The 21,268-nt window shown below is 66.2% G+C and carries 17 protein-coding genes and 1 pseudogene; 6 read left to right on the top strand and 12 right to left on the bottom strand.

The window, feature by feature from the left end; translation table 11 throughout:
- The 9 genes from OHA88_RS43730 to OHA88_RS43685 form a co-directional block, all read right to left on the bottom strand.
- Nucleotides 1-780 (bottom strand): SDR family NAD(P)-dependent oxidoreductase, encoded by a 780-nt coding sequence (locus OHA88_RS43730; protein WP_328623736.1) that lies wholly within the window; start codon nt 778-780, stop codon nt 1-3.
- Complete coding sequence (locus tag OHA88_RS43725; protein ID WP_328623737.1) at nt 777-2,018, bottom strand: extracellular solute-binding protein; 1,242 nt, start codon at nt 2,016-2,018, stop codon at nt 777-779. Before OHA88_RS43725 ends, OHA88_RS43730 begins: the two co-directional genes overlap by 4 nt.
- A gap of 362 nt (nt 2,019-2,380) precedes the next feature.
- A complete protein-coding gene (locus OHA88_RS43720) occupies nt 2,381-3,658 on the bottom strand; it encodes an ABC transporter permease (protein WP_328623738.1) in 1,278 nt (425 codons plus the stop codon).
- A 16-nt stretch (nt 3,659-3,674) separates the two neighbouring features.
- Nucleotides 3,675-5,201: a sugar ABC transporter ATP-binding protein gene (locus OHA88_RS43715; protein ID WP_328623739.1), complete on the bottom strand. Its 1,527-nt coding sequence runs from the start codon at nt 5,199-5,201 to the stop codon at nt 3,675-3,677.
- Nucleotides 5,202-5,260: 59 nt separating this feature from the next.
- Nucleotides 5,261-6,283 carry a sugar ABC transporter substrate-binding protein gene (locus tag OHA88_RS43710; RefSeq protein WP_328623740.1) on the bottom strand — a complete coding sequence of 341 codons (1,023 nt, stop codon included), beginning with the start codon at nt 6,281-6,283 and terminating at the stop codon, nt 5,261-5,263.
- A gap of 67 nt (nt 6,284-6,350) precedes the next feature.
- Complete coding sequence (locus OHA88_RS43705; protein WP_328623741.1) at nt 6,351-7,352, bottom strand: alpha-ketoacid dehydrogenase subunit beta; 1,002 nt, start codon at nt 7,350-7,352, stop codon at nt 6,351-6,353.
- Nucleotides 7,345-8,301, bottom strand: a complete 957-nt coding sequence (locus OHA88_RS43700; RefSeq protein ID WP_328623742.1) for a thiamine pyrophosphate-dependent dehydrogenase E1 component subunit alpha — start codon at nt 8,299-8,301, stop codon at nt 7,345-7,347. Before OHA88_RS43700 ends, OHA88_RS43705 begins: the two co-directional genes overlap by 8 nt.
- The gene (locus OHA88_RS43695) at nt 8,298-9,689 is read right to left on the bottom strand and encodes a class-II fumarase/aspartase family protein (protein ID WP_443044140.1); all 1,392 of its coding nucleotides are present in this window, start codon (nt 9,687-9,689) and stop codon (nt 8,298-8,300) included. Before OHA88_RS43695 ends, OHA88_RS43700 begins: the two co-directional genes overlap by 4 nt.
- 1,095 nt (nt 9,690-10,784) lie before the next feature.
- A complete protein-coding gene (locus tag OHA88_RS43685) occupies nt 10,785-13,724 on the bottom strand; it encodes an IPT/TIG domain-containing protein (protein WP_328623744.1) in 2,940 nt (979 codons plus the stop codon).
- A gap of 869 nt (nt 13,725-14,593) precedes the next feature.
- On the opposite strand from OHA88_RS43685, the gene OHA88_RS43680 reads away from it, so the two are divergent.
- The 3 genes from OHA88_RS43680 to OHA88_RS43670 all read left to right on the top strand — a co-directional run bounded on the left by OHA88_RS43680 (nt 14,594) and on the right by OHA88_RS43670 (nt 16,102).
- A complete protein-coding gene (locus OHA88_RS43680) occupies nt 14,594-14,947 on the top strand; it encodes a transposase family protein (protein ID WP_328623745.1) in 354 nt (117 codons plus the stop codon).
- A 95-nt stretch (nt 14,948-15,042) separates the two neighbouring features.
- Nucleotides 15,043-15,771, top strand: a complete 729-nt coding sequence (locus tag OHA88_RS43675) for a transposase (protein ID WP_328623746.1) — start codon at nt 15,043-15,045, stop codon at nt 15,769-15,771.
- Between the two features lie 31 nt (nt 15,772-15,802).
- Nucleotides 15,803-16,102, top strand: a complete 300-nt coding sequence (locus OHA88_RS43670; RefSeq protein WP_328629539.1) for a hypothetical protein — start codon at nt 15,803-15,805, stop codon at nt 16,100-16,102.
- Between the two features lie 105 nt (nt 16,103-16,207).
- Here OHA88_RS43670 and OHA88_RS43665 read toward each other — a convergent pair.
- Nucleotides 16,208-16,461 (bottom strand): annotated as a pseudogene (locus OHA88_RS43665) (tyrosine-type recombinase/integrase); the annotation flags it as partial.
- Nucleotides 16,424-17,023 carry a P-loop NTPase fold protein gene (locus OHA88_RS43660; protein WP_328623747.1) on the bottom strand — a complete coding sequence of 200 codons (600 nt, stop codon included), beginning with the start codon at nt 17,021-17,023 and terminating at the stop codon, nt 16,424-16,426. The pseudogene OHA88_RS43665 and the gene OHA88_RS43660, both read right to left, overlap by 38 nt.
- A gap of 140 nt (nt 17,024-17,163) precedes the next feature.
- Between OHA88_RS43660 and OHA88_RS43655 the strand changes: the two genes are divergently transcribed.
- From OHA88_RS43655 to OHA88_RS43645, 3 genes are read left to right on the top strand one after another with little or no spacing between them, the layout of a single operon-like run.
- The gene (locus OHA88_RS43655) at nt 17,164-18,297 is read left to right on the top strand and encodes an IS630 family transposase (protein ID WP_328623695.1); all 1,134 of its coding nucleotides are present in this window, start codon (nt 17,164-17,166) and stop codon (nt 18,295-18,297) included.
- Between the two features lie 56 nt (nt 18,298-18,353).
- Complete coding sequence (locus OHA88_RS43650) at nt 18,354-19,946, top strand: helicase associated domain-containing protein (RefSeq protein ID WP_328623748.1); 1,593 nt, start codon at nt 18,354-18,356, stop codon at nt 19,944-19,946.
- 20 nt (nt 19,947-19,966) lie between these two features.
- On the top strand, nt 19,967-20,566 hold the full coding sequence (locus tag OHA88_RS43645) for a hypothetical protein (protein WP_328623749.1): 600 nt from the start codon (nt 19,967-19,969) through the stop codon (nt 20,564-20,566).
- Between the two features lie 18 nt (nt 20,567-20,584).
- Here the strand turns inward: OHA88_RS43645 and OHA88_RS43640 are convergent, their stop codons facing one another.
- Nucleotides 20,585-21,253, bottom strand: coding sequence for a hypothetical protein (locus OHA88_RS43640; protein WP_328623750.1), 669 nt, complete (start codon nt 21,251-21,253; stop codon nt 20,585-20,587).
- Between the last annotated feature and the right edge of the window lie 15 nt (nt 21,254-21,268).

Below are 21,268 nucleotides of genomic sequence, written 5' to 3'. Positions count from 1 at the left end.
TCAGTCGAATTCCAGGCCGCCGCAGACGTTGAGCGCCTGCCCGGTGACGTAGCCGAACTCGTCCCCGAGCAGGCGGGCCACGACGGCGGCTATTTCGTGTGCGGCGGCCATCCGGCCCAGCGCCACTTTCGTGACAAGAGTCTTGGTGATCTGCTCCTCGGGAATGCCTTGGAGCTTGGCACGTTCCTGAGTGTTATGTGCGGTCATCGGGGTGTCGACCACGCCGGGGCAGACGGCGTTGACACGGATGCCGTGCGGAGCGAGTGCGACGGCTGCCGACCGCACGACGCTGACCACGCCGGCCTTGCTGGCCGCATAGTCGGCAGCATCGGCGCGAGGCCCGCGGGCCGCGACGCTCGCCACCGCCGCCATGGCTCCTGGCAGACCGTCCTCGGTCATCGCTGTGGCACAGGCCTGCAACACCGTGAACGTACCTGTGAGGTTGACGCGCAGTGTGCGGTTCCAGGTCTCGGCGGACAGTTTGAGGAACGGCTGCGGCGCCATGATGCCAGCGGCGCAGACCACTGCCGTGGGCGTGCCCAGGGCCTCACGGGTGACGGCGAGCGCTTCCCTTACGGATGAGGGGTCCGCGACATCGGTCAGCACTGGGACCGTGCGCCCGCCCTGGTCCGTGAGGCGTGCGGCAAGGGCGGCCGAGCCGGCTTCGTCGATATCCCACAGGGCTACGGAGTAGCCGGCGCCGACGAGTTTCTCGGCCGTTGCCGCACCAATGCCTGCGGCCGCACCGGTCACGACCGCGACGGGGGCTCTCCCGCTCATCCTGCGTCCTTCGTGCCGGCGAGGAACTCGTTCAACCGCGCGTGTGCCTGCTCCAGTGCGCGGCGGCCGGACGCGTCCACGACGACAGCACGCATCATCTCGTTGAGGATGCCCGCGATGACCGGCCAGCGTGAGTCAACCGGCACGGACCGGGCGTGCGCATGTGCCTGCTCGAGGACCCCGTAGTACGGTGCAATCGCCTGGACCTCCGTGGCGGCCCAGGAATCGCGCCGGGTTGCCGAGCCTCCGCCGATCGCGGTGCGTACGTCCATCTCGTGCGTGGCCAGCCGCCGGATCAGGTCGATCGCCCGGTCGGGGTCGGAGGTGCCGGACGCCACGGTGAGTACCCAGTAGGCGTTCATGGTCACGGTGGAGCCGTCCGGGCCTTCGCCGCCCGGTACCGGCGCGCAGCCGACCAGCCCGTGGGTGGGGGACTGAGGATCTGCGGAAAGGGCCGCGAAGCCGCACCAGTTGACCATCATCGCCGCTTCTCCGGCGGCAAAATGCACACCGGAGGCGACGCTGTCCCAGTCCGCGGCTGCGGGGTCGACCACCCGGCTCACATGCCACAGATCGTGCAGGTAGTCGATGGCTTCGAGGGCTGGGGTCCGGTCGAGCCCGGACCGGCCCGAGCCGTCGATCAGTTCACCGCCGCGGCTCCACAGATGTGTCAGGAAGTCGTAGACGTTGTTGTGCTCGTCAGGAAAGCCCGCCTGGACGGTACCGTAGAGGCCCTCGTCGGGTCGGTTGAACCAGATCGCCTGGTCGTGCATCTGCGACCAGTTGGTGGCCGGGGCCAACGGATATCCGAATCGTTCGGCAAACCCGGCCTGTTCCTTGGGGTCGCCGTACAGGTCGGTGCGGTAGAGCTGCATCATCGGACCGTCGTGGTACGCGATGCCGTACGTCTTGCCGTCGGGACCGCGCTGCAGCTCTCGCAGTGACGGAACCCACGCGTCCGGCCATCCCTGCGGCGGAGCCGCAGCGAAATGCTCGTCGAGCGGAAGCAGTCGACCCGATTCGATCAGCGCGGGCAGCCAGTCGGTGATCAACATCAGTACGTCGTTGGCACCGGAGGTGGCGCCGTCCCCGTGCAGGACCTTGTCCTCCAGGTCACCGATCTCCACCAGCTCGAATCGTGCGGACACGTCGGGTATCGCTCGGAACTGTGCGGTGAGTGCCCGCTCGAAGCCGTCGAATTTGCGACCCAAAAGCACCAGTGGTGTGGTCTCAGGCATTCTGGACCCCTTTCACTCAAACGATTGACTGATTTTTATCACGGGGCTTCCCGAACAAGGAAGGACCGCACATGATTACCAAGACTGGCCGCCCGCGGCCGCTCCCCCGGACGCCCACGCAAGCCGCGCCGCGTCCCGGCGGCACCGACGAGCACCTCAGCCCGTCCCACCATTCAAGCGCGGGTACCAGCCGACTGTGTACATGCCATGCATGAGCAGAGTGCGATCACGCAGTCCGCACGGGGCCCGGGCGCCCACTCACAACCTTCTGCAATACAGTCCTGTCGCCTTGGCGCGGCGGCGCCGGTACGCGCGCTGGGGGCGAAGTGGTGGGTGCCAGCGGTGTGCCCGGCAGGCTGGGGTCACTCGACCAGGCTGGTTTCCGGCAGGGCGATCGGTGCGGCCTCCTCTTGCGTCGAGGCCGCCTGCGAGCTGCTGCCGCGCCACGCAGACCAGCGTGAGCGAAGGAAGGATTGCCCGCGCGAGGAGGTGGCTGTGTAGAGCGCCGAAGCCGCGATCAGGACGCCGCCCTGCACGACATTCTGGTAGTTGGAGCCGATGTTGAGGACGTTGAAGCCGTTGCTCAAGGTGAAGAGGATCAAAGTTCCGACCACGGACTTCGCCACGAATCCGGAACCGCCGAACAGGGAGGTTCCGCCGAGAACAGCGGCGGCGATGACGGTCAGCTCACCACCGGTGAGCACGGTGGGGTCGACCGAGTTGAACTTGCCCGCGAACAGCACCCCTACCAGAGCTGCCATGGCCCCGTTGAGCACGAACGCGGACATCTTGTAGCGGTCGACATTGATCCCGGACAGGCGGGCCGCCTCCGCGTTGCCGCCCACGGCGTAGAGGTTCCGGCCGACCACCGTGTAGCGCAGCACCGCACTGGTAACGACGGTCAGAGCCAGCATGATCCACACAGGCACGGTCTGGTTGAGCAGGTCGGGCTGGAACAGGCTCACGGCCAGCACTGCGAAGCCGGCCACGGCGACGGCCACCACGGTCCCAACCGGCCTGTTCTTGTTCCTGCCGTAGGCGCCGACCGCTGCGGCCACGGCCACGAGGACGACGCCGACGGCGAGGGCGACAGACCGGTCTGGTGCCAGTCGTGCTGTCTCGAAGGTGTGGAAGGAGGTGTCGGTGGCCGTGATGCTCTGTCCGTCGAGGATCACCTGCACGACGCCGCGCACGGCAGTGAGTGTTCCGAGCGTGACGATGAACGCGTTGACGCCGACCTTCTGCACCAGCACGGCGTTGACCAGCCCCACCGCGATCCCGGCCAGCAGCGCCGCAACCAGCGCCACGGCAACGCCGTGCTGGTCGACAAGGTCCAGCGCGATCGTTCCCGACAACGCGGCGGTGGACGCGATGGACAGGTCGAAGTTGCCGCTGATCAGCACAACCGTCATGAAGATCGCAAGGATGCCGATCAGCGCTGACTGGTCGAGGATGTTGCTGATGTTGACGGCGCTGAGGTAGGCGGGTCGGCCCTGCACCGACGAGGTTATGGTCAGCGCCGCTACCAGGGCTCCGAGGGCGTAGACCACTCCCGCAGAGCGCGGCGATAGCGCGCGACGCAGGGCGGCGGTGCTCAGCTGTCGGGTACGGCTCTCGCCGGTTTTGGTACCGTAATTCACGATCTGGACGCCTTTCTTACAGTCCGCTGGCGAGAGCGGTGAGTTCGTGCAGGTTCGTGTGGAGTGCCTCGCGCTCGGCGATCAGTTCTCCACGGCGCATCACCAGTACGCGGTCACATGCGCTCAGCAGTTCCTCGAACTCCGAGGCCACGATGAGCACCGCGTTCCCGGCCGCCGCGAGACGCCGGACGAGCTGGATAATGTCGGCCTTGGCGCCGACGTCGACCCCGGCGCAGGGTTCGTCGAGCAAGAAGATCCGGGCTGGGCCGTAGAGCCACTTGGAGAAGACGACCTTCTGCGCGTTACCCCCGCTGAGCTCACTGACCCGGGCCTCCGGCGACGGGGCGGCGATGCGCAGATCTGCGATCGCACGCGTGGCGAGGTCTCGTTCACGACGACGTTCCGGCAGCTGCCTGTACCGCGACATGCTCGCCAGGTATGGCAGGGAGATGTTGCGCCATATCTCCCAGTCGGGCAGGAGCCCCTGACGCGAGCGATCCTCGGGAACGAGTGCGAGACCTCGGCGCACTGCGGTACGCGGTGAGGGTTTACGCAGGGCGCGCCCGGCCACCCGGATGCTGCCGCAGGCCGCCGGGTCGGCACCGAATATCCCTTCGAGCAGTTCGGTGCGACCGCTGCCCAGCAGTCCGGCCAGACCCACAACCTCGCCGGCATGGATGTTCAGGTTCACCGGTCCGAAACGTCCTGGTGAGCAAAGCCCCTCCACGGTGAGCAGCGGCTCGCCCCGCATGCAGGCGGCGGGCGGCGGCTGCTCCTCCAGCCGGGCCTCCTCCAGCCGAGCCAGCCTCTCCCCCACGATCGCGGTGATCAGTTGGTCCTTGCCGCTCGCGGCGGTCTCGGTATCGACTACCACCTTGCCGTCCCGCAGCACGGTGATGTGGTCGGTGAGCTCCAGGACCTCGTCGAGGAAGTGGGACACATAGACGAAGGTGGTGCCCTGGTCACGTAGCCGGCGGACCGTACGGAAGAGCACCTCCCGTTCGGTGGGCGACAAGGCTGCGGTCGGTTCGTCGAGCAGGACCAGCTGGGGATCGCGGGCCAGTGCCTGCAGGATGGAGACCATCTGCCGGGCGCCCACCGACAGTTGGCCGATTGTTGCGGTGGCGTCGAGGTGGTAGCCGATCCGCTCGCACAGTGCGGTGAGCTCATCGGCGCGGGCAGCGGCGTCCCATCGGGCGGAGTCGTGCCGGCCAAGGAAGACGTTGTCCAGCACCGTCATGACCTCGACCAGCGGGGTGTGTTGGTGGACGGCCGCCAGTCCGGCGGACAGCGCGTGGGCGGGGCTGGTCCAGGTCACTGGTTCGCCCCGCCACGCGACCGTGCCGCTGGTGGCGGTCTGCACCCCTGACATGATCTTGATGAGCGTCGACTTGCCGGCGCCGTTCGCGCCGATGAGGCCGTGAACGGTGCCGGGGCGCACCTTGACGGAGACCCCTCGCAGGGCATGGGTGCCACTGGGGTAGATCTTGTGCACGTCGGTGATAGCGAGTACCGGCGGAGGGGCGCTGCGGCGATCGGTCATCTTGGCCTCATGGTTTGTGGTGTGCGTGTGCTGGTCGGCGCGGTGCCCGAGTCAGGCGTTCACCACTGCGGGGTGCAGCTGGAGACGTTGGCGGCGGTGACGCCCGGGGTGTTGTAGAAGGTGGTCTTCGGCGCACCGGTGAGCTTGCCGGTCAGTGCGTCGTGCATCATCTGCACTGCCATGGCGCCCTCGTCATAGGGCTTGTAGCAGACCGTCCCGTACAGGTCGCCAGACTTGATCGCCGCGATGCCGCCTTTCGAACCGCCGATGCCTATGATCTTCGCCTTGGAGCCGGCCGACTTCACCGCGGCGGCGCAGCCCACGGCCATGTCGTCGGAGATGGCGTAGAACAGACCGATTCCGGGGTTGGCAGCCAGGATGTTCTGGCAGGCGGACTGACCGTCCTGCTTGGTCCAGTTGCCTGGCTGAGTCGCGACGATCGTGTACTTGTCCGCGCCGGCGCCGCCGAGGGCGGCCTTGAACTTGGTGACCCGGGTGGTGTTCTCCACGAATCCGGCCGCGCCGGTGATAACCGCGACCTTGCCTCCGCCGGGCAGGGCCTTGAGTGCCAGTTCCCCGGCCGTGCCTCCGGCGCCCAGCTCATTTTCGTCCAGCACGAACTTCAGCTTGGCGTAGGGAACTTCAACCTTGCGATCAGCCCCCACGTAGCCGTGCACGGTGCCGACGGGGATCCCGGCTGCGGTCGCCTGGTCCACCAGCGCCTGAGCCGGGCCGGGCGAGAGCGGCGTCAGCAGGATGCCGTCGACCTTCTGCGCTATGAGGTCCTGGACCTGGCTCGCCTGCTTGGCCTGGTCGCCCTGCGAGTCCATGTCGACCAGCTTCACCCCCAGCTCGGCGGCCTTCGCCTCAGCACCCTTGGCGATAGCAGCCGGGAAGGTCACCGATTCCTGCTGGTTGGCCAGACCGATCGTCAGCGAACCGCTCTTGGTTTTGGCGGCGGCGGACGGCGCCTTGTCGGCGGTGTTCGTCGACACGCTGCAGGCTGCGGTCGTGGCGAGGGCAAGAGCCGTCACCCCGGCGAGCACTACCCGGTGGCGCAGTGATCTTCCATATCTGTTCATGGCAAGTTTTTCCTTTTCCGTGCAGGGGTCATGGGAGACGGGGCTAGGTAATGGCAGGGAGCTGCGGCTAGCGGCAAAAAACGGGGGTGCCGGCAACGATCCGGCGGGCCGCGTCGGTGATCCGGTCGGCGGTGGGCAGGACCGCGGCCGACAGATGGGGAGCCGCGGGCACCCGCAGATCGGGCAGGCCCAGTCGGCCCGGAGCGGCCCGCAGTGCGACGCCTGATTCGGCGACCCGGGCGATCACTTCGGCCCCGAAGCCACCGGTGACATTGGCCTCGTGAACCACCAGAAGCCGGCCGGTTCGCTCGACGCTGCTGAGCACCGCGTCGGTGTCGAAGGGGTTCAGCCAGACGGTTTCGATGAGATCGGTGCTGATGCCCTCCGCGGCCAGGGCTTGGGCCGCCTGGGCTGCCGTCCTTGCCGTCGCGCCCCAGGTCACCATGGTGAGATCGGATCCGTGCTGCCGGTGCCGACTGCCGCCGACGGGAGCGATCGGGCCACCGATGACGACCTCTTCCCGCTCTCCGGCGTAAAGGCCCCGGGCCTCGATGACCAAGGTGGGGTCGTCACACGCCACGGCAGACAGCAGCAGGTCGTAGGCGTCCTGCGGGGTCGAGGGCAGGCAGACCCGCAGCCCCGGAACGTGAGCGAACAGGGCCTCAAGCGACTGCGAGTGCTGCGCGCACGAGCCGGGCGTGGCGCCTTGCTGGGTCCGGATGGTCAGCGGGGCGCTGAGCGCTCCGTTCGACACATACCTCACGTTCGCAGCCTGATTGATCACCTGGTCGATGCCCACCAGGGTGAAGTCGATCCACATGATCTCGACGATCGGCCGTCGGCCCATCATCGCCGCACCGACCGCGGAACCTATGATGGCGCTCTCGCTGATCGGAGTGTCGAAGACGCGCTCACCGAAGTCATTGCGCAACCGCCTGGTGACGCCGAAGACGCCGCCGGGCTTAGCCACGTCCTCGCCGTACAGCAGTGCCTCGGGCCAAGTCTCCATGGCCCTTCGCAGTGCCGCGTTGACCGCTTCGCCGAACCTCAACTTCACCGTCTCAGGCATACAAGTGCTCCTTCACGTCCTCCGCAGAAGCCAAAGGCGCCGCCAGCGCCTCGGCCACGGCCCGTTCGACCTCGTCGGCCGCCTGTTGAACAGCCGCCCGGCAGACGGCCTCGGTCACACCCTGGGCCACCAACTCCCGCTCCAGCCGCCCGATCGGTTCGCGCTGCCAGGCACTGGCCACCTCACCGGCGGGCCGGTAGTGCTCGACATCGCCGATGTAGTGGCCGACCAGACGCTCCGTCATCGCCTCGATGAAGCTTGGCCCCTCACCGGCGCGGGCTCGGTCCACCGCGGCGGCCATCGCGTCGCGTACGGTGGTCACACTGTTGCCGTCGATCCGGGAGCCGGGCATGCCGTAGCCCGCCGCTCGACGCCATAGTTCGGGTTCACCGACCATCTCCGCGATGGGCGTCAGCTCCGAGTAGGTGTTGTTCTCGCAGACGAAGACCACCGGGAGTGAGAACGCCGCGGCGAAGTTCATGGCTTCGTGCATCGCACCCTGGTTGGTGGCGCCGTCCCCGAAGGACACCACCGCCACGCGGCCCGACCCGTCGTACCGGGCGGCCAGCGCGGCACCGACCGCGATCGGGGCGCCGGCTCCGACGATGGAGTTCTCACCGAAGAATCCGTACTGCGGAGCTGAGAAGTAGGGCGAGCCACCTCGGCCGCCGTTGAGACCGGTGCTCCTCCCCAACAGCTCGGCGAAGCTGGGCGCCAGCGGTACTCCGCGGGCCAGCGCCCAACCGTGTCCGCGGTAGGTGGCGAAGACGGCGTCCTGCGGCTGCAACACAGCACAGGCGCCCACGGGGATGGCCTCCTGGCCGATGGACAGATGCACGGATCCGATGATCTGGCGAGCCAGACTCAGCTCCCGTGTCTTCTCCTCGAAGCTGCGAATACGCTGCATCGCCGCCAGATCACCGATCTCAGCCGGCTGGTGTGAAGTCATTCGTTTCCCTCCTCTTCCGTGATGACGACGGGATCTGTCCTTGTAGAATCCGGTTGCGCGCCACGGCGCCACTCGGTCACCGCTGCCTGGCATATCTGGGTTGTCGAGCCGAGGTAGTCCGACGGGGTCGGCAGCACCGGTTCCAGAGCGGACCATGCCTCCGCGTCCAGGCTCGACCGCAGGGTGGCTACAAGGGGTTGGTCCTTCTCCCGCGATCGGCGCACCGCCTCGTAGAGAACCTCGTGTGCGCGGTCGCGGCCCAGCTGGGATGCGAGCGCGATCATGTACCCCTCGGCCATGATCCTGCCTCCGTCGGCGTCCAGGTTGGCGCGCATCCGCCCGGGGAACACACGAAGGCCGCTGGTCAATGCGATAGCCGCGCGTAGTGCCCCCGCCGCGGAGGCAGAGGCTGCGGGCAGTGCCTGCCATTCGACCTGCCACTCCCCCGCCGCCCGTTCATGGCCCGCCTCCATCGCGCGCAGCATCGCGGAAGCGGCGGCCTGGGCCATAACCCCGAAACCGATGGTGAGCTCCGCGGAGATCGGATTGGCTTTCTGCGGCATCGTCGAGGACGCACCCCGGTACAAGCCGTCCGCCTCGGCGACCTCGCCGATCTCGGTACGGGAGAGGTCCACCATCTCCCGTGCCAGGCGCACACAGGTGGCAGTCACCAGTGCCGCGGCCATGGCGAACTCGGCCACCCGGTCCCTGGCCACATGCCACGGCACTTCGGTCGCGGCCAGATCGAGACGGCGAGCCATCTCATCACGCACAACGGCGGCACGCTCGCCCAGCGCGGCGGAAGTGCCTCCGGCGCCGAACAAGGACAGCACCGACACCCGCTGCCTGGCCACGGTCAGCCGCTCCCGGTGACGTGTGAACTCGTCCAGGAACACCGCGCACTTCGCGCCGAACGTGGTGGGCACGGCCTGTTGAGCGTGAGTACGACCGGCCATGAGCGTGCCTTCGTGCCGGCGTACCAGCACCGCAAGCCCGTCACCGAGCTGTCCGACAAGGTCGAGGAGCCGCCCGGCGGCATCCCGCAGCTGCAGCGCCAGCGCGCAGTCCATGATGTCCTGGGTCGTCGCGCCGAAATGCACGAAGCCGGCAGCCTCGTCGTCCAGCGAGGCGCAGATCATCCGCACCAAGGGAAAGATCGGGTATCCGACCGTAGCGGACTGCGACCAGAGTCCCTCCGTGTCGACGACCTCGGGCCGACAGGCGGCGATGATCCGCTCAGCCGTATCGCCCTCGACGACACCGGCGGCCGCCAGACCATGGGTCAGGGCAGCCTCAACCACAAGCCAGTCCGCCACGGCTCTCTGCTCGGAAAAGACGGCCGCCATCTCTTCATCAGCACCGACAGCGGTCAATAGATCAAAGGTCACAAATGCCTCAGCAATCGTCGGTCAATCGCTTGACTCAAACGTTTGACTGAACCATAGGGGCGGTGCGATCCAGGCGCAAGAGTCTGTGTCGCACAGTCGGAACGCGACCGTTGGCGACCGCGTACCGTCCGCTCTGTCCGTGAACTGGTGCTGCGTCTCGCTCGAGAAAACTCCTCGTGGGCTGTCGGCGCACGCACGGCGAACTGGCCTCGCTCGCCATCAAGATCGCCGCCTCCACCGCGTGGAGCATCCTCAACGAACCCGGCATCCCACCCGCAACCGCCGTCACTCTCGACATCGATCGGTGTCTCTTCGCGCGCAAGCGCCGCCAGCTTCGTCATGCCAGCAACGCTGCCAGCGCCGACGTGACCTGCGCTCGTGCGTCGGTCCGCAATCCGTCCGGCCCGTTGGCTGCTGGAACAAGCGCGCGGTGCGGATCGGCGTCTCGCCGTGACGTAAGTGGTCATCTTGCGCCGCTCGAAAAGCCGTCACCGCAGGTCACGCGGCATTGCAGGTGCCGAGAACCACGTCCGCTCTGGTCAGCGTACTTGCGGCCGATCGAGGCGCCTGCTCCTTAAAGGTGGGAACTGAACGCGTTCTACGAATCCGGCAGCCTGCTCGAAACGCGTTCAACTCCGGCTTCGCGGAGACTCCCCTAACGGCTGCCTATCTGGCCGTTGACCTGCACGGATGACATTGTCGGCACACGCACCGTCTACCAGCGCGGCCTGGACCGGGCCGTCGACGTCGACGCCTATGAGCACCGCGCGGTCGTTTCCCATCAGCGCCCCGACGATCTCGCCCCTCGAGGCCACCTGAGGACTCGCCAACTTGAGAGCCGCTCGCGGTGCAAGTGATACCCCGAGACCGGGTCATCCGGTGCCCGCGGTTCCGTAGGCACCGCGGGTCATGTATGCCCTACATGCTGTGCGCGTCGCGCACGGAAATACCACGCTCACAGGCGGCCGCCTCGGCATTGAGCGAGGCGGCCGCCTGGCCGAAGCGGCTCCGTACATCGTGCGCTCAACCGCAAGACCGATCAACGGCAGGTCGGCGGTACTGAGCAGCACACCAGTCGGCGCGGCAGCTTCAGGGTTACCCTCCCGAGAGCTGCAGTGCGTCGAGGGTCATGTAGCTGCCGTCGACTTTCGTCACCTTGATCGTGTGACTCCCGTTGCTCAGGCCGCGCACACTCGCGCAGACCTGCTGCAACTTCGTGCTCGAGGCAGAGCAGTTGGCTTGCTGATTCAGCACGCCGTCAATATAGACATTGACGTTACCGCGGTTGGTGTCCATTGCGGTGATGTAGTCGATGCCCGTTCCGCTGAACGTGTAGCTGAACGAGTCGCCGTTGGTGGTGGTGTAGTGCTGGGTGTCGTCGAAGTTGCCGTTGTAGGTCTGCGCCGTCCAACTCCCGGTATAGCTGATACCCGAGTTCGTGTCGTCGATCACGGAATCGGACGGTGGTTGGACGTAGGCGATGAGCGCGTCGAGGGTCATGTAAGTGCCGTCGACTTTCGTCACCTTGATCGTGTGGCTTCCGCTGCTCAGGCCGCGCACACTCGCGCAGACCTGCTGAGGCTGCGTACTCGGGGCATAGCAGTTGGCTTGCTGATTCAGCACGCCGTCAATATAGACATTGACGTTACCGCGGTTGGTGTCCATTGCGGTGATGTAGTCGATGCCCGTTCCGCTGAACGTGTAGCTGAACGAGTCGCCGTTGGTGGTGGTGTAGTGCTGGGTGTTGCCGAAGTTGCCGTTGTAGGTCTGCGCCGTCCAACTCCCGGTATAGCTGATACCCGAGTTCGTGTCGTCGACCACGGGTAGCGTTTTCCCGCCCCCCGTCGCGACGGCAATCTGGGAGAGGGCTGCGCCGGCCGGAGCCGTAGCGATCAGGAATTCAGAGGAGAGCACATTGACCGAGGTCGCCGACGCCGAGCCCCAAGTGACCTGCGTACCGGAGGAGAAACCGCTGCCCGCGACCAGGACCTGCTGGCCCGCGGTCGCGCTGCCGGTGCGCGGGTACGCGTACCCCAGCCGTGGCGTGGCACTAGTGGCGATGCCCTGGTAAGCGGGCTCCAGACCTGCGCCCGACAGAACCGACTGCGGCAGATCTCCCGCGGAAGGAGAGCCCGGGATCTGGGTGTTGTTGGAGAACTGCATGTCGACCGAGGAGCCGCACGGCAGCTGGTTGATCGGGTTGGCATAGTAGTTGCCGGTGAACGAGATGTGGCCGACCGGGTAGCAGCCGCCGTTTCCGTTGGGTGCGCTCCACTGCACGTTGTTGCTGTAAGTGATCCACTGGCTGCCGATGTCGTTGTAGTACGCGAAGAAGTCGCCGCCCTGGTTGTAGACGACGTTGCCGGTGACTGTCAGGCCTCCGGCGAAGCTCGCCGATTCATTGACGGTGCTGTCCGTGTTGAGGACCGTCTCGTTCTGGTGGCCCTCCAGGTAGATGGCCCCGCCGTCGGCAAGAGTGTTCATGTAGTTGTAGATGACGTTGTAGCTGATGTCGTTGGTGGAGTTGACGTTGGTTGTCAGGTTCGGGTGGGCCGCTGTATCGGCGTGCCCGGCCACCGCGCCGCTGGAGATTCCCGAGTACGGGACGTCATGGATGTCGTTGTGTGCGACCTGGGTGTGCTGCGTGAAGAACAGCAGGATGCCGACGGCGCCGGGGTATTCGACGCCTATGCGGGTGATGAGATTATTGTTGATGGTGTTGTAGGAGTTGAACTCTCTGCTGTCTGTCGGATTCGGGTTGCCGGCGCTGCCCAGTTCGACGCCGATTCCCGAGATGTCGGTGAAGACGTTGCCGATGATGGTGTTGTGCTGGCTGCCGTCGCCGAAGGCGAGGCCGGCCGCACCGAGGTGGGTGAAGGTGTTGCCCTCGAAGGTGATGTACTGGGCGTACTTCCAGGAGACGTTGCCGGGCTCCTGGGTGTAGGCACCGTACGGGCAGGTGCCGGCAGGGCTGCTGAAGTTGCAGGTTCCCTGCGGCGGGTCGGTGGTCGCGCCGGTCATGGTGAGGTTGGCCTGGACCTCGGCGAAACCGAGGTTACTGCTCGGGCCGTTCCAGGTGGCATAGGCGAACTGCAGCCCGCTGAAGGTGATGTCGCGGATGGGCGAGCCCAGCGTTCCGGTGCCGGTGAGAAGCGACTCGATACTCGGGGCCTCGACGTCGATCGTCGGCATGTTCTGGCCCGGGGCCGGTATGTAATACAGCGTCGAGGACGATTTGTCCAGATACCACTGCCCGGCGTGCAGCAACTCGTAGGCGTTCTCAATACGAGTCGGCCTGGTGGTTGTGGACATGGAGGGGAACGGGAAGCCACCGTTCGCCCCGGCCGGACGTTGCGTGACGTTCTTCCAGCACGGCTGCGACATGGTGATCGCCGTTCCGGAGATGCTGCCGACTCTGCACCGGCTCTCGGTCCAGAGCCCGTTGCCCGCCGGGTAGACGAACTCCAACGAGGCCGGGTTGCGCCAGGTCGAGTAGGTGGAATCCGCGGCGGTGTAGCCGGTGGTGTTGCCTGTCAGGCCCACCGGTGGTGCGCCTTGTGCAATCGGGGCGCGCAGCCCGTTGACATAGAGCTGCCGGGTGTTCAGGTTCGCAGGAATGTCGGTTGTCTTCCAGATGTTCTTACTGGAGTCAGCGAGCGACCAGCCGGTGATCTTCTTCGCCCCGCTCAGTACCGGGTGCGCGTTGGGCGCGGCCTGCCAGATCACCGTGTGGCCATTCCGGCCGCTGTCAGCGGCGGTGAGGTCGAGCGGCGAGTCGAGCCGGTAGGTTCCGTCGGCGAGCTGGACCACGATGTCCCCGGTCATCGACGGAGCCAGGTCCTGCACGGACGACTGCGCCTGGGTGAGCGAGCACGGCGCGGCGGAGGTGCACGCGCTTCCCGAACCGCTCGGCGACACGTACACCGTCTGCTGGACCGCGGCCCGCGCCGGAGCGGAGAATCCGCCCGCGATCGCCAGGGCCGCGCAGAGTAGGGCGATCGTCAGTGCGATACGCCCTCCTACCAGTGTCTTCATATGCGTAACACCCTCCTAGTCAAACGATTGTTCTCCGAAAAGACTGCTGACGCTGAAACTGAACGGCACCGATGACCCGCCTTCGAAGAAGACGACTGCAGGCGGCCATCATTTTGGATTTGCTCGGTGTGCCGCCCGTCATCCCCGCCCTTGCCGTACTGCTGGCAACTGACGAGTCAAACGATTGATCATGGTGCGCGACGGGCACCGTCAAAACAGTGAGTGAATGGGGTGGTGCCCAGTTGTACGGGCACCGCGCCGGGCGACGCCGGCGGCCCTCGGGCTCGCATCCGAGGTTCCGGCGTGGCCCTGCGGGGCATCCGTGCACATGGCTCCGAACGTGCAGCCGGCCACGCGCTACTGGGCCGGCAGCACACCGCCCGGACAGCCCTTCCTGTTGGCAATGGGCGGCGGTTACAGCCCCGGACGGTGCCGACGGGATCGTCGAGCCAACCACGTGCAGCACTAAAAGGCATCGCTAGTGGTGTCCATCCTGGCGAATTACAGTGCGCCGACGACGGCTCTGCCGAGCTGTGACTGGATACCTAGCGCTAGTCAATCGATTGATCTGCTACATAGCCCGCACCCCTTGTTGCAGTTGGTGGAAAACTACGACGAGCGCCCGGAGGCGATGCGATTTAGAGGAAAGCGACCAATTCAACCCGTGACGGGTGGACGCAGCATAGGCGGCAGCTTCAGTCGGACACAAGGCGTTAACAGGAACGGGCTTCTCGATGTGACAGGAAGCGATAGGGAGCTGGAACAAGGTTGTACGTGCCAGATATTGCATCCACGCCGGCCACAGGGCCCGGTTCCTGAATGAGCTGCTGTTCTGGTCGGTTGAGAACGTGGCGGTGGAGTCGGTCGAGGTGGCTGACACACATGTCCGAGTGGAGGCCCGGGCCACGGCCGGGCAGGCGGCCTGTCCGGGCTGTGGGTGCTGGTCGGGGCGAATACACGGCTCCTACCTGCGGTTTCCCCGAGATCTGCCCACGTCGGGCAAGCTCGTCGTGATGTCGTTGCGGGTGCGCCGGTTCGTCTGCGAGGCGGACTCCTGTTCGCGCAAGACGTTCGCCGAGCAGGTGCCCGGCCTCACCCGTCGATTCGGTCGGCGGACGGAGCGGCTGCGATCGACGCTCGTCTCTGTCGGTCTCGCGCTCGCAGGACGGGCCGGCGCCCGAATGTCGGACGCCTTCGGAGTCCGAGCCGGAACACCCTGCTGAGGCTGATCACCTCGCTGCCGGACCCGCCCACCGCCGTTCCCCGCGTTGTCGGCGTCGACGAATACGCTCAGCGCAAGGGTCGGATCTACGGAACCGTGCTCGTCGACGTCGAGACACGCCGCCCGGTGGACCTCCTGCCGGACCGGGAGGCGGACACCCTCGCGGCCTGGCTAGCCGAACGGCCGGGGATCGAGATCATCTGCCGGGACCGCGCCCTCTTTTACGCCGAAGGCGCCACCCGCGGCGCCCCGCAGGCACTCCAGGTCGCTGACAGGTGGCACCTCTGGCACAACCTCGGCGAAGCCACCGAGAAATGCGTCTGCCGACACCGCGGCTGCCTGCGCACTGCACCGACACCGCTGGAAGAGCCACAGCAGGTGCCGGAGACGACCTGGTCATCGCCGTGGCCGACAGGTCATCGGTTTGCCGAACGCGCCCGAGCCAAGCACGCCACCGTCCACGCGCTCCTGGTCGCCGGGCACAGCAAGCGGTCCATCGCACGGCAGCTCGGTATGGGCCTCAACACCGTTCTCCGTTTCTCCCGTGCCACCGCGCCGGGGCAGCTGTTCACCGGTCAGTGGCAGAGCCGCCCTACCAAGCTCGACGCCTACAAGCCCTACCTCGACCAGCGATGGCAGGAAGGCTGCACCAACGCCTGGAAACTATGGGAGGAGATCAAGGAACAGGGCTATATGACGGAGAGGCATCCTGGGCCGTTGAACTTGGAGCCGCACCGCGGATCGGTTTCCCCGACGCAATCCTGGGAGGAAGATCTCCGGTATGTAACTGGCGGTAGGTTCTTTGCGGATCGAGACGGGGGCTAGATGTTTTGCCTGGTTGAAGGCTGGAGGCGTCATGTCGACTAACCCGTACATCATCGAGTCAGAGAATGGCGAGTCGTACGACGGGATTTCGGAAGATCTAGTGTTCGAGTTGATCGGCGAATTGCGCTATCCCGACAACTCGTTCCTTACCGTTGAGTCCCGTGGGTCCGAAAATCAGTGGTACGTGGTCGTGACGCTGGATTCGGATGGGCGACATGAAGTGGAATATCGGAACCCGGAAAGGCGAGAGCATCGCGTCGTTGCGGGAGGAACGGTGTCGAGGATCGCGACTGACGTGACGGTCTGGGTTTCATCAGCTGTTCGCAATTGAGCTGCGATGCCATTCTGACCCGACTGCGAGCAACCCCAAGAGCCCCACCGGGAAACCTCCCGGTGGGGCTCTTGGGGTGTTTGACGGCAGTAGTTGACGGCAACGTCAGCGGACGAGTGCTGCACAGAGCGGGGGCTCGTCGCCGTCATCGGGCCGGACGGCGGTCTCGTGGGGTTTGCGGAGGGCGCGCGCTGGAGGCGGAGTCGGACATGGGCGTACACCGTCGCGGTCACGCCGATGTGGGCATGTCCCAACAGCTTCTTGATCACGACGAGTTCGACGCCCTGTTCCAGGAGGAGTGTCGCTGCCGAGTGTCGAAGATCATGGAAACGGATGCGGCGTAGTCTGGCGCGGCGGATCGAAACTGGTGCCGGTGAGTTCGGCGCGATGCCGCCCGAGGACCCGGTAGGCGCCGGGTTCGCTGGTGCGCAGAAAGGTGACGAGGAGGAAGTCGACGAGATCCACGTTTCCGGCGAGTGAGCCGAGGGTGGCATCGACCTGGCCGAAGAACCGCTTGATCGCTCGAGGTGTGCGCAGGCGGCCCTGCAGATGCCGGAAATACGCCTCGGAGAACCGTCGCTGTTCGTTGGGCATCATCGTCAGCTCGTGTGAGTGCAGGACCGCGGTGAGCGAGCGGTCGACCAAGACGTCGGCGTTACGTTCGCGGAACGCGGGAAGGTCCAGCCGCACCTGGACGATCTTTTCCAGGAACTCGCGGGCTCTCGGTTCGCTGTCCCCGACCAGGTCGCTGCGCCGCAGGACGTCCAGCAGAGTCTGCTCGTCGAAGCTGATCAGGTAGTAGACGTTCGGTAGGTGGCCTACCAGGCGTACCAGCTTGAAGACCAGGAGCAACTCGTCGGGCGTCAGGCGGTCCAGGTCGTCCATGACCACCAGGACGGGGCTTGGCCGGTCTCGGATCACGGCACGATGGGCAGATGGAGCAACCGCTTGACGTGCCTGAACTCGCTGCTAGTGCCGGATCAGGCAACGTTTGCCCTGTTGTGATGTGACGCGCCGTCCGGGTGCTGTAGTGGACGGCGCGTGGGCATCATTCTGTCCGGGTGCCAGAACGAGTGCGTGTCCGAGAGATCGATGATGATGAGGGGCGGCGACTGCTGCGGATTATCCGCAGAGGCGCCGGGTCGGTGGTGACCTGGCGGCGGGCCCAGATGGTGCTGCTGTCCGCGCAGGGCATGCCGGTGGCGAAGATCGCCGAGGTGTCGTTCACCAGCGACGACCGGGTCCGGGACGTGATCCACAACTTCAACGCCGACGGCTTCGACTCTCTGTATCCGAAGTACTCCGGTGGCCGGCCGAAGACGTTCACGCTGCCGGAGCGCCGTGAGATCAAGAAGATCGCGAAGTCGAAGCCGACCGAGCACGACCTGCCGTTCTCGACCTGGAGCCTGACCAAGCTGGCGGACTTCCTGGTCGCCGAGGGGGTGGTCGACGACATCAGCCACGAGGGCCTGCGCATCCTGCTCCGCGAGGAAGGCGTCTCGTTTCAACGCCTGAAGACCTGGAAGACCTCACGCGATCCGGACTACGCGGCCAAGAAAGCGCGGGTCGAGCACCTGTACGCCATCGCCGACGGCGAGGTTATACCCGAGGACGGCGAACCCGAAGTCATCTTCTGCATGGACGAGTTCGGGCCGCTCAACCTGATGCCCCACCCGGGCCGGCAGTGGGCCGAGCGCGGCGGCACACACAAGGACCCCGACCGTGAACCGCGCCGACGGCGACGAGCGACCTACAACCGCTACGGCGGGGTGCGACACCTGTTCGCCGCCCTGGACCTGGCCAAGGACAAGCTCTACGGCCACATCAAACCGGTCAAGAAGCGCACCCAGTTCCTGGAGTTCTGCCGCTACCTGCGCAGCCTCTACCCGGACACCGTCCGGATCGCGATCGTGGCCGACAACTTCTCCCCGCACCTGACCACGAAAAGGTGCCAGCGGGTCGGCACCTGGGCTGCCGCGAACAACGTCGAGATCGCCTACACACCGACCAACTCCTCCTGGCTCAACCGCATCGAGGCCCAGTTCACGGCCCTGCGCTACTTCACTCTGGACGGCACGGACCACGCCGACCACAAGGAACAGGGCAGCATGATCCGCCGCTACATCATCTGGCGAAACCGCCATGCCGACGACCAGCACCTACAAGCCGTCGTCGACAGGGCAAACGTTGCCTGAGGCGGCACTAGACGGAAGACTGACAGGCGGTTTTGAAGACGGCTGCGGAGCATCGGTTGCGCCGGCTGCTGACGTTCCACTTTCGCACCAGTGAGGCGGAGGCCTTCGCGAGCGGGCTATCGCAGGTAGCGAAGTCTCTGTGGGAGACCGGTGATGCGGTGTACTCGGAGCCGGGGGCGGTGTGGGCGGACTGGTTGTGCGGGGAGCACAAGACGTCGCACCGTCGCCAGGTGTTGGAGGAGTTCGCGACGGGTGTCGTGGACGAGATGGTGATGGAGCGATGCGTGCTGTCGTCGGCGCGCGTGCTCGGCGAGGGTGTCGATACCAAGAACTGCGACGCGGTCGTCTTCGCGGACGTGCGGGGCTCCACCCCCGATGTCGTTCAAACTGTGGGGCGGGCGCTGCGGATGCAGCCCGGAGAGGGCAAGACGGCCTCCTTGGTGGTGCCGGTGTTTCTCGGGCCGGGAGAGGAGCCCGACGAGATGCTCGTTTCCAAGGCCTACACGGACCTGGCCAAGGTGCTGACCGCACTGCGCGCGCACGACACCGAAGCGGTCGAGCAGCTCGCTGTCCCCCAGGCTGCCGGTCGCCCGTCGGTCGGCGGTACCGCTCTGGAGGCCGGTGGAGGAGGGCTCAGCGGGCCGGCGCAGGGGCTGCTGTCCTTTTCCGCTCCGCGGGACCCGGCGAAGCTGGCGGCGTTCATCACCGCGCGGGTCCTCAAGCCCGAGGGCGAGTACTGGCGCCGGGGCCTGCAGGCCGCCCTCGCCTACCACAGTGATCACGGTCATCTGCGTGTCCCTTATGGACACACAGCACCCGACGGGTTCCCGCTGGGGGTGTGGATCTCCGCACAACGGCGCACGCACCGGCAAGGCAATCTTGCAGAGGACCGGGTGCAGCAGCTCGACGAGGTCGGGATGATCTGGTCCCGCTACACAGTGGCCTTCGATGAAGGACTGGCCGCAGCCCGCGGCTGGGCCGCCGAGCACGGACACCTCCTCGCCCCGCACGAAGCCACCTGGCAGGACTACCCGGTCGGCGTCTGGCTGAAGAACCAGCGCGCCGCCGCACGCCGCGCCCGCAACGCGGAGACGCCAGAGCAGCAGGCAGATCGGCAGGTGGCGAGTTCCGTCAGCGCGGAGCGCTGGCAGGAGCTGGACGACATCGACCCGTCCTGGTGCCCTAGCTGGCCGGTGGCCTGGCAACGCCGCTTCCACCTCGCCCGCACCCACCTGTCCGGCGGCAGACCTCTGCCCGAGGAGAGCGGCCTGCTGCTCATCCAGGGCGAGGACATCGGCCACTGGGCGCAAGCACAGCGCGCCGAATGGAACACCCTGGTGCCCGCGCAGCAGTGGCTGCTCGCCGAGATGCTCGGACTCGAGCCCCTCGAAGAACCGGTGCCGGTTTCTGCCCGGACAACAGCTACGCCACGGCGTAGCCGAGCCGAGATGTGGGCCGCCAACCTCACCGCCGCCCGCCAGTACGCACACCGCGAAGGCCACCTGAACGTCCCCCGACCACACATCGAAACCGTCGACGGCACCGACCACGCCCTCGGAGTCTTCATCGCTAACTCCCGCGCCCGCAGAACCAACCTCGCACTCGAGCGGGTCGAAGAACTCACCACAATCGGCATGAGATGGAGTTGAGAAGCATGATGGACCCATCGATGAGCGCCAGTCGCGTGTGGGACGTGCTTGCCGCGGCTCAGGCGTCCTACCTGTCCGAAGTCTCGCCTCACTACGACGAGGTGTTCTGGGAGGTCGCAGGCCGCGTAGAGGCGGAGGGCTGTCTCGGGAAGGCCGACATCGGGGCGCTGGTGGTGTGGAAAAGGCTGTCGGCGCGGACCCCGTGGGCGTCGAAGCTCATGTCCTGGCCGGACACAGATGTACGCACGGTCACCACACGCGCCGTCCAGACGGTCCGCGACATGGACGTCTCACGCGCCGAAGCAGCCCGCGCAGGTCGCGGCGTCATAGGGGAGCTCCCCGGGTTCCGTACCGGCGACGCATTGGCATCGGCAGTCCTCGCAGCAGCGGCACCGGTACGGATGGCGGTCTACGACCGCCGCGTGCAGCAAGCCCTAAACTCTCTGGACCTCACGCTCACCCCTGCACCAGGGCGGTACGGCCGCTACATGGATCTCCTCGACCGCCTTCTGAGCCAGGGCGGGGAGCGGGCAACAGGGTGGACGGCGCGCGACTTGGACACCGCCCTGTACTGGATCGGCGGCCCGCGGCCGTGCTCCACCCGGTCGCAGGAGTACTGAATCCCGGTCAGGGCATGGTCAGTTGGTTCTTGTATTGGTCAGGTGGGGCCCTATGTAGCCCACGATGACCTGCCCTGTGACACCTTTCGTGTCGTCCTGGAAGTAGATCCTCGGCGAGGCGCTGCCTTTGGACTCAAGTCTCAGATGGGCTTGCATCTCCTTATGCCCGGTTGGATCTACCTCTTCGGGGACAGCGAAGATCCGTTCAGCGCCCCACCTGTTCATCGTTGTATCGGACTCACACGGGACCAGTTGCTTGTGTGGCCATCTCACCGCCCCTGCGCGGTCCGATGTGCAGTGCTGGTAGAAGCCGCCGTTGAACCCGTCCCGCGCCGCCTGGGCGTAGGAATCCAGCGCCCGCAGCGCGTTCCATGCCTTCGCCGCCCAGACACGAGCCCGCTCCGCCTCGTCCAGTTCGAGGGCTTTGCTCTTGCCCGCCGTGACAAGGACCCCCTCGAATGCGCCCAGCCGTTCCCACAGATCTTCGAACGAGTCCGGCGCTCCCGACGGCGGCTCGACAACGACGGCGTCCTCGTAGCGGCCTTCGTCACGGAGTCGGCGCCGCAAGACATCCGCCTCGGCCCGTACTCGCTCGGTACCATCCAAGGCCCGCACGGCTTCCTCCATGTCCCCCTCCGCCCGATCCACAGCCGCGTTCCGCTGCTCCTCCAGGGAGGCTAGGCTCACCGCCGACAGTTGGGC

The organism is Streptomyces sp. NBC_00353 (assembly GCF_036108815.1).
Taxonomy (GTDB): Bacteria; Actinomycetota; Actinomycetes; order Streptomycetales; family Streptomycetaceae; genus Streptomyces.
The sequence above is the reverse complement of the archived record's forward strand: the minus strand, read 5'-3'. Positions and strand labels throughout refer to the sequence as shown.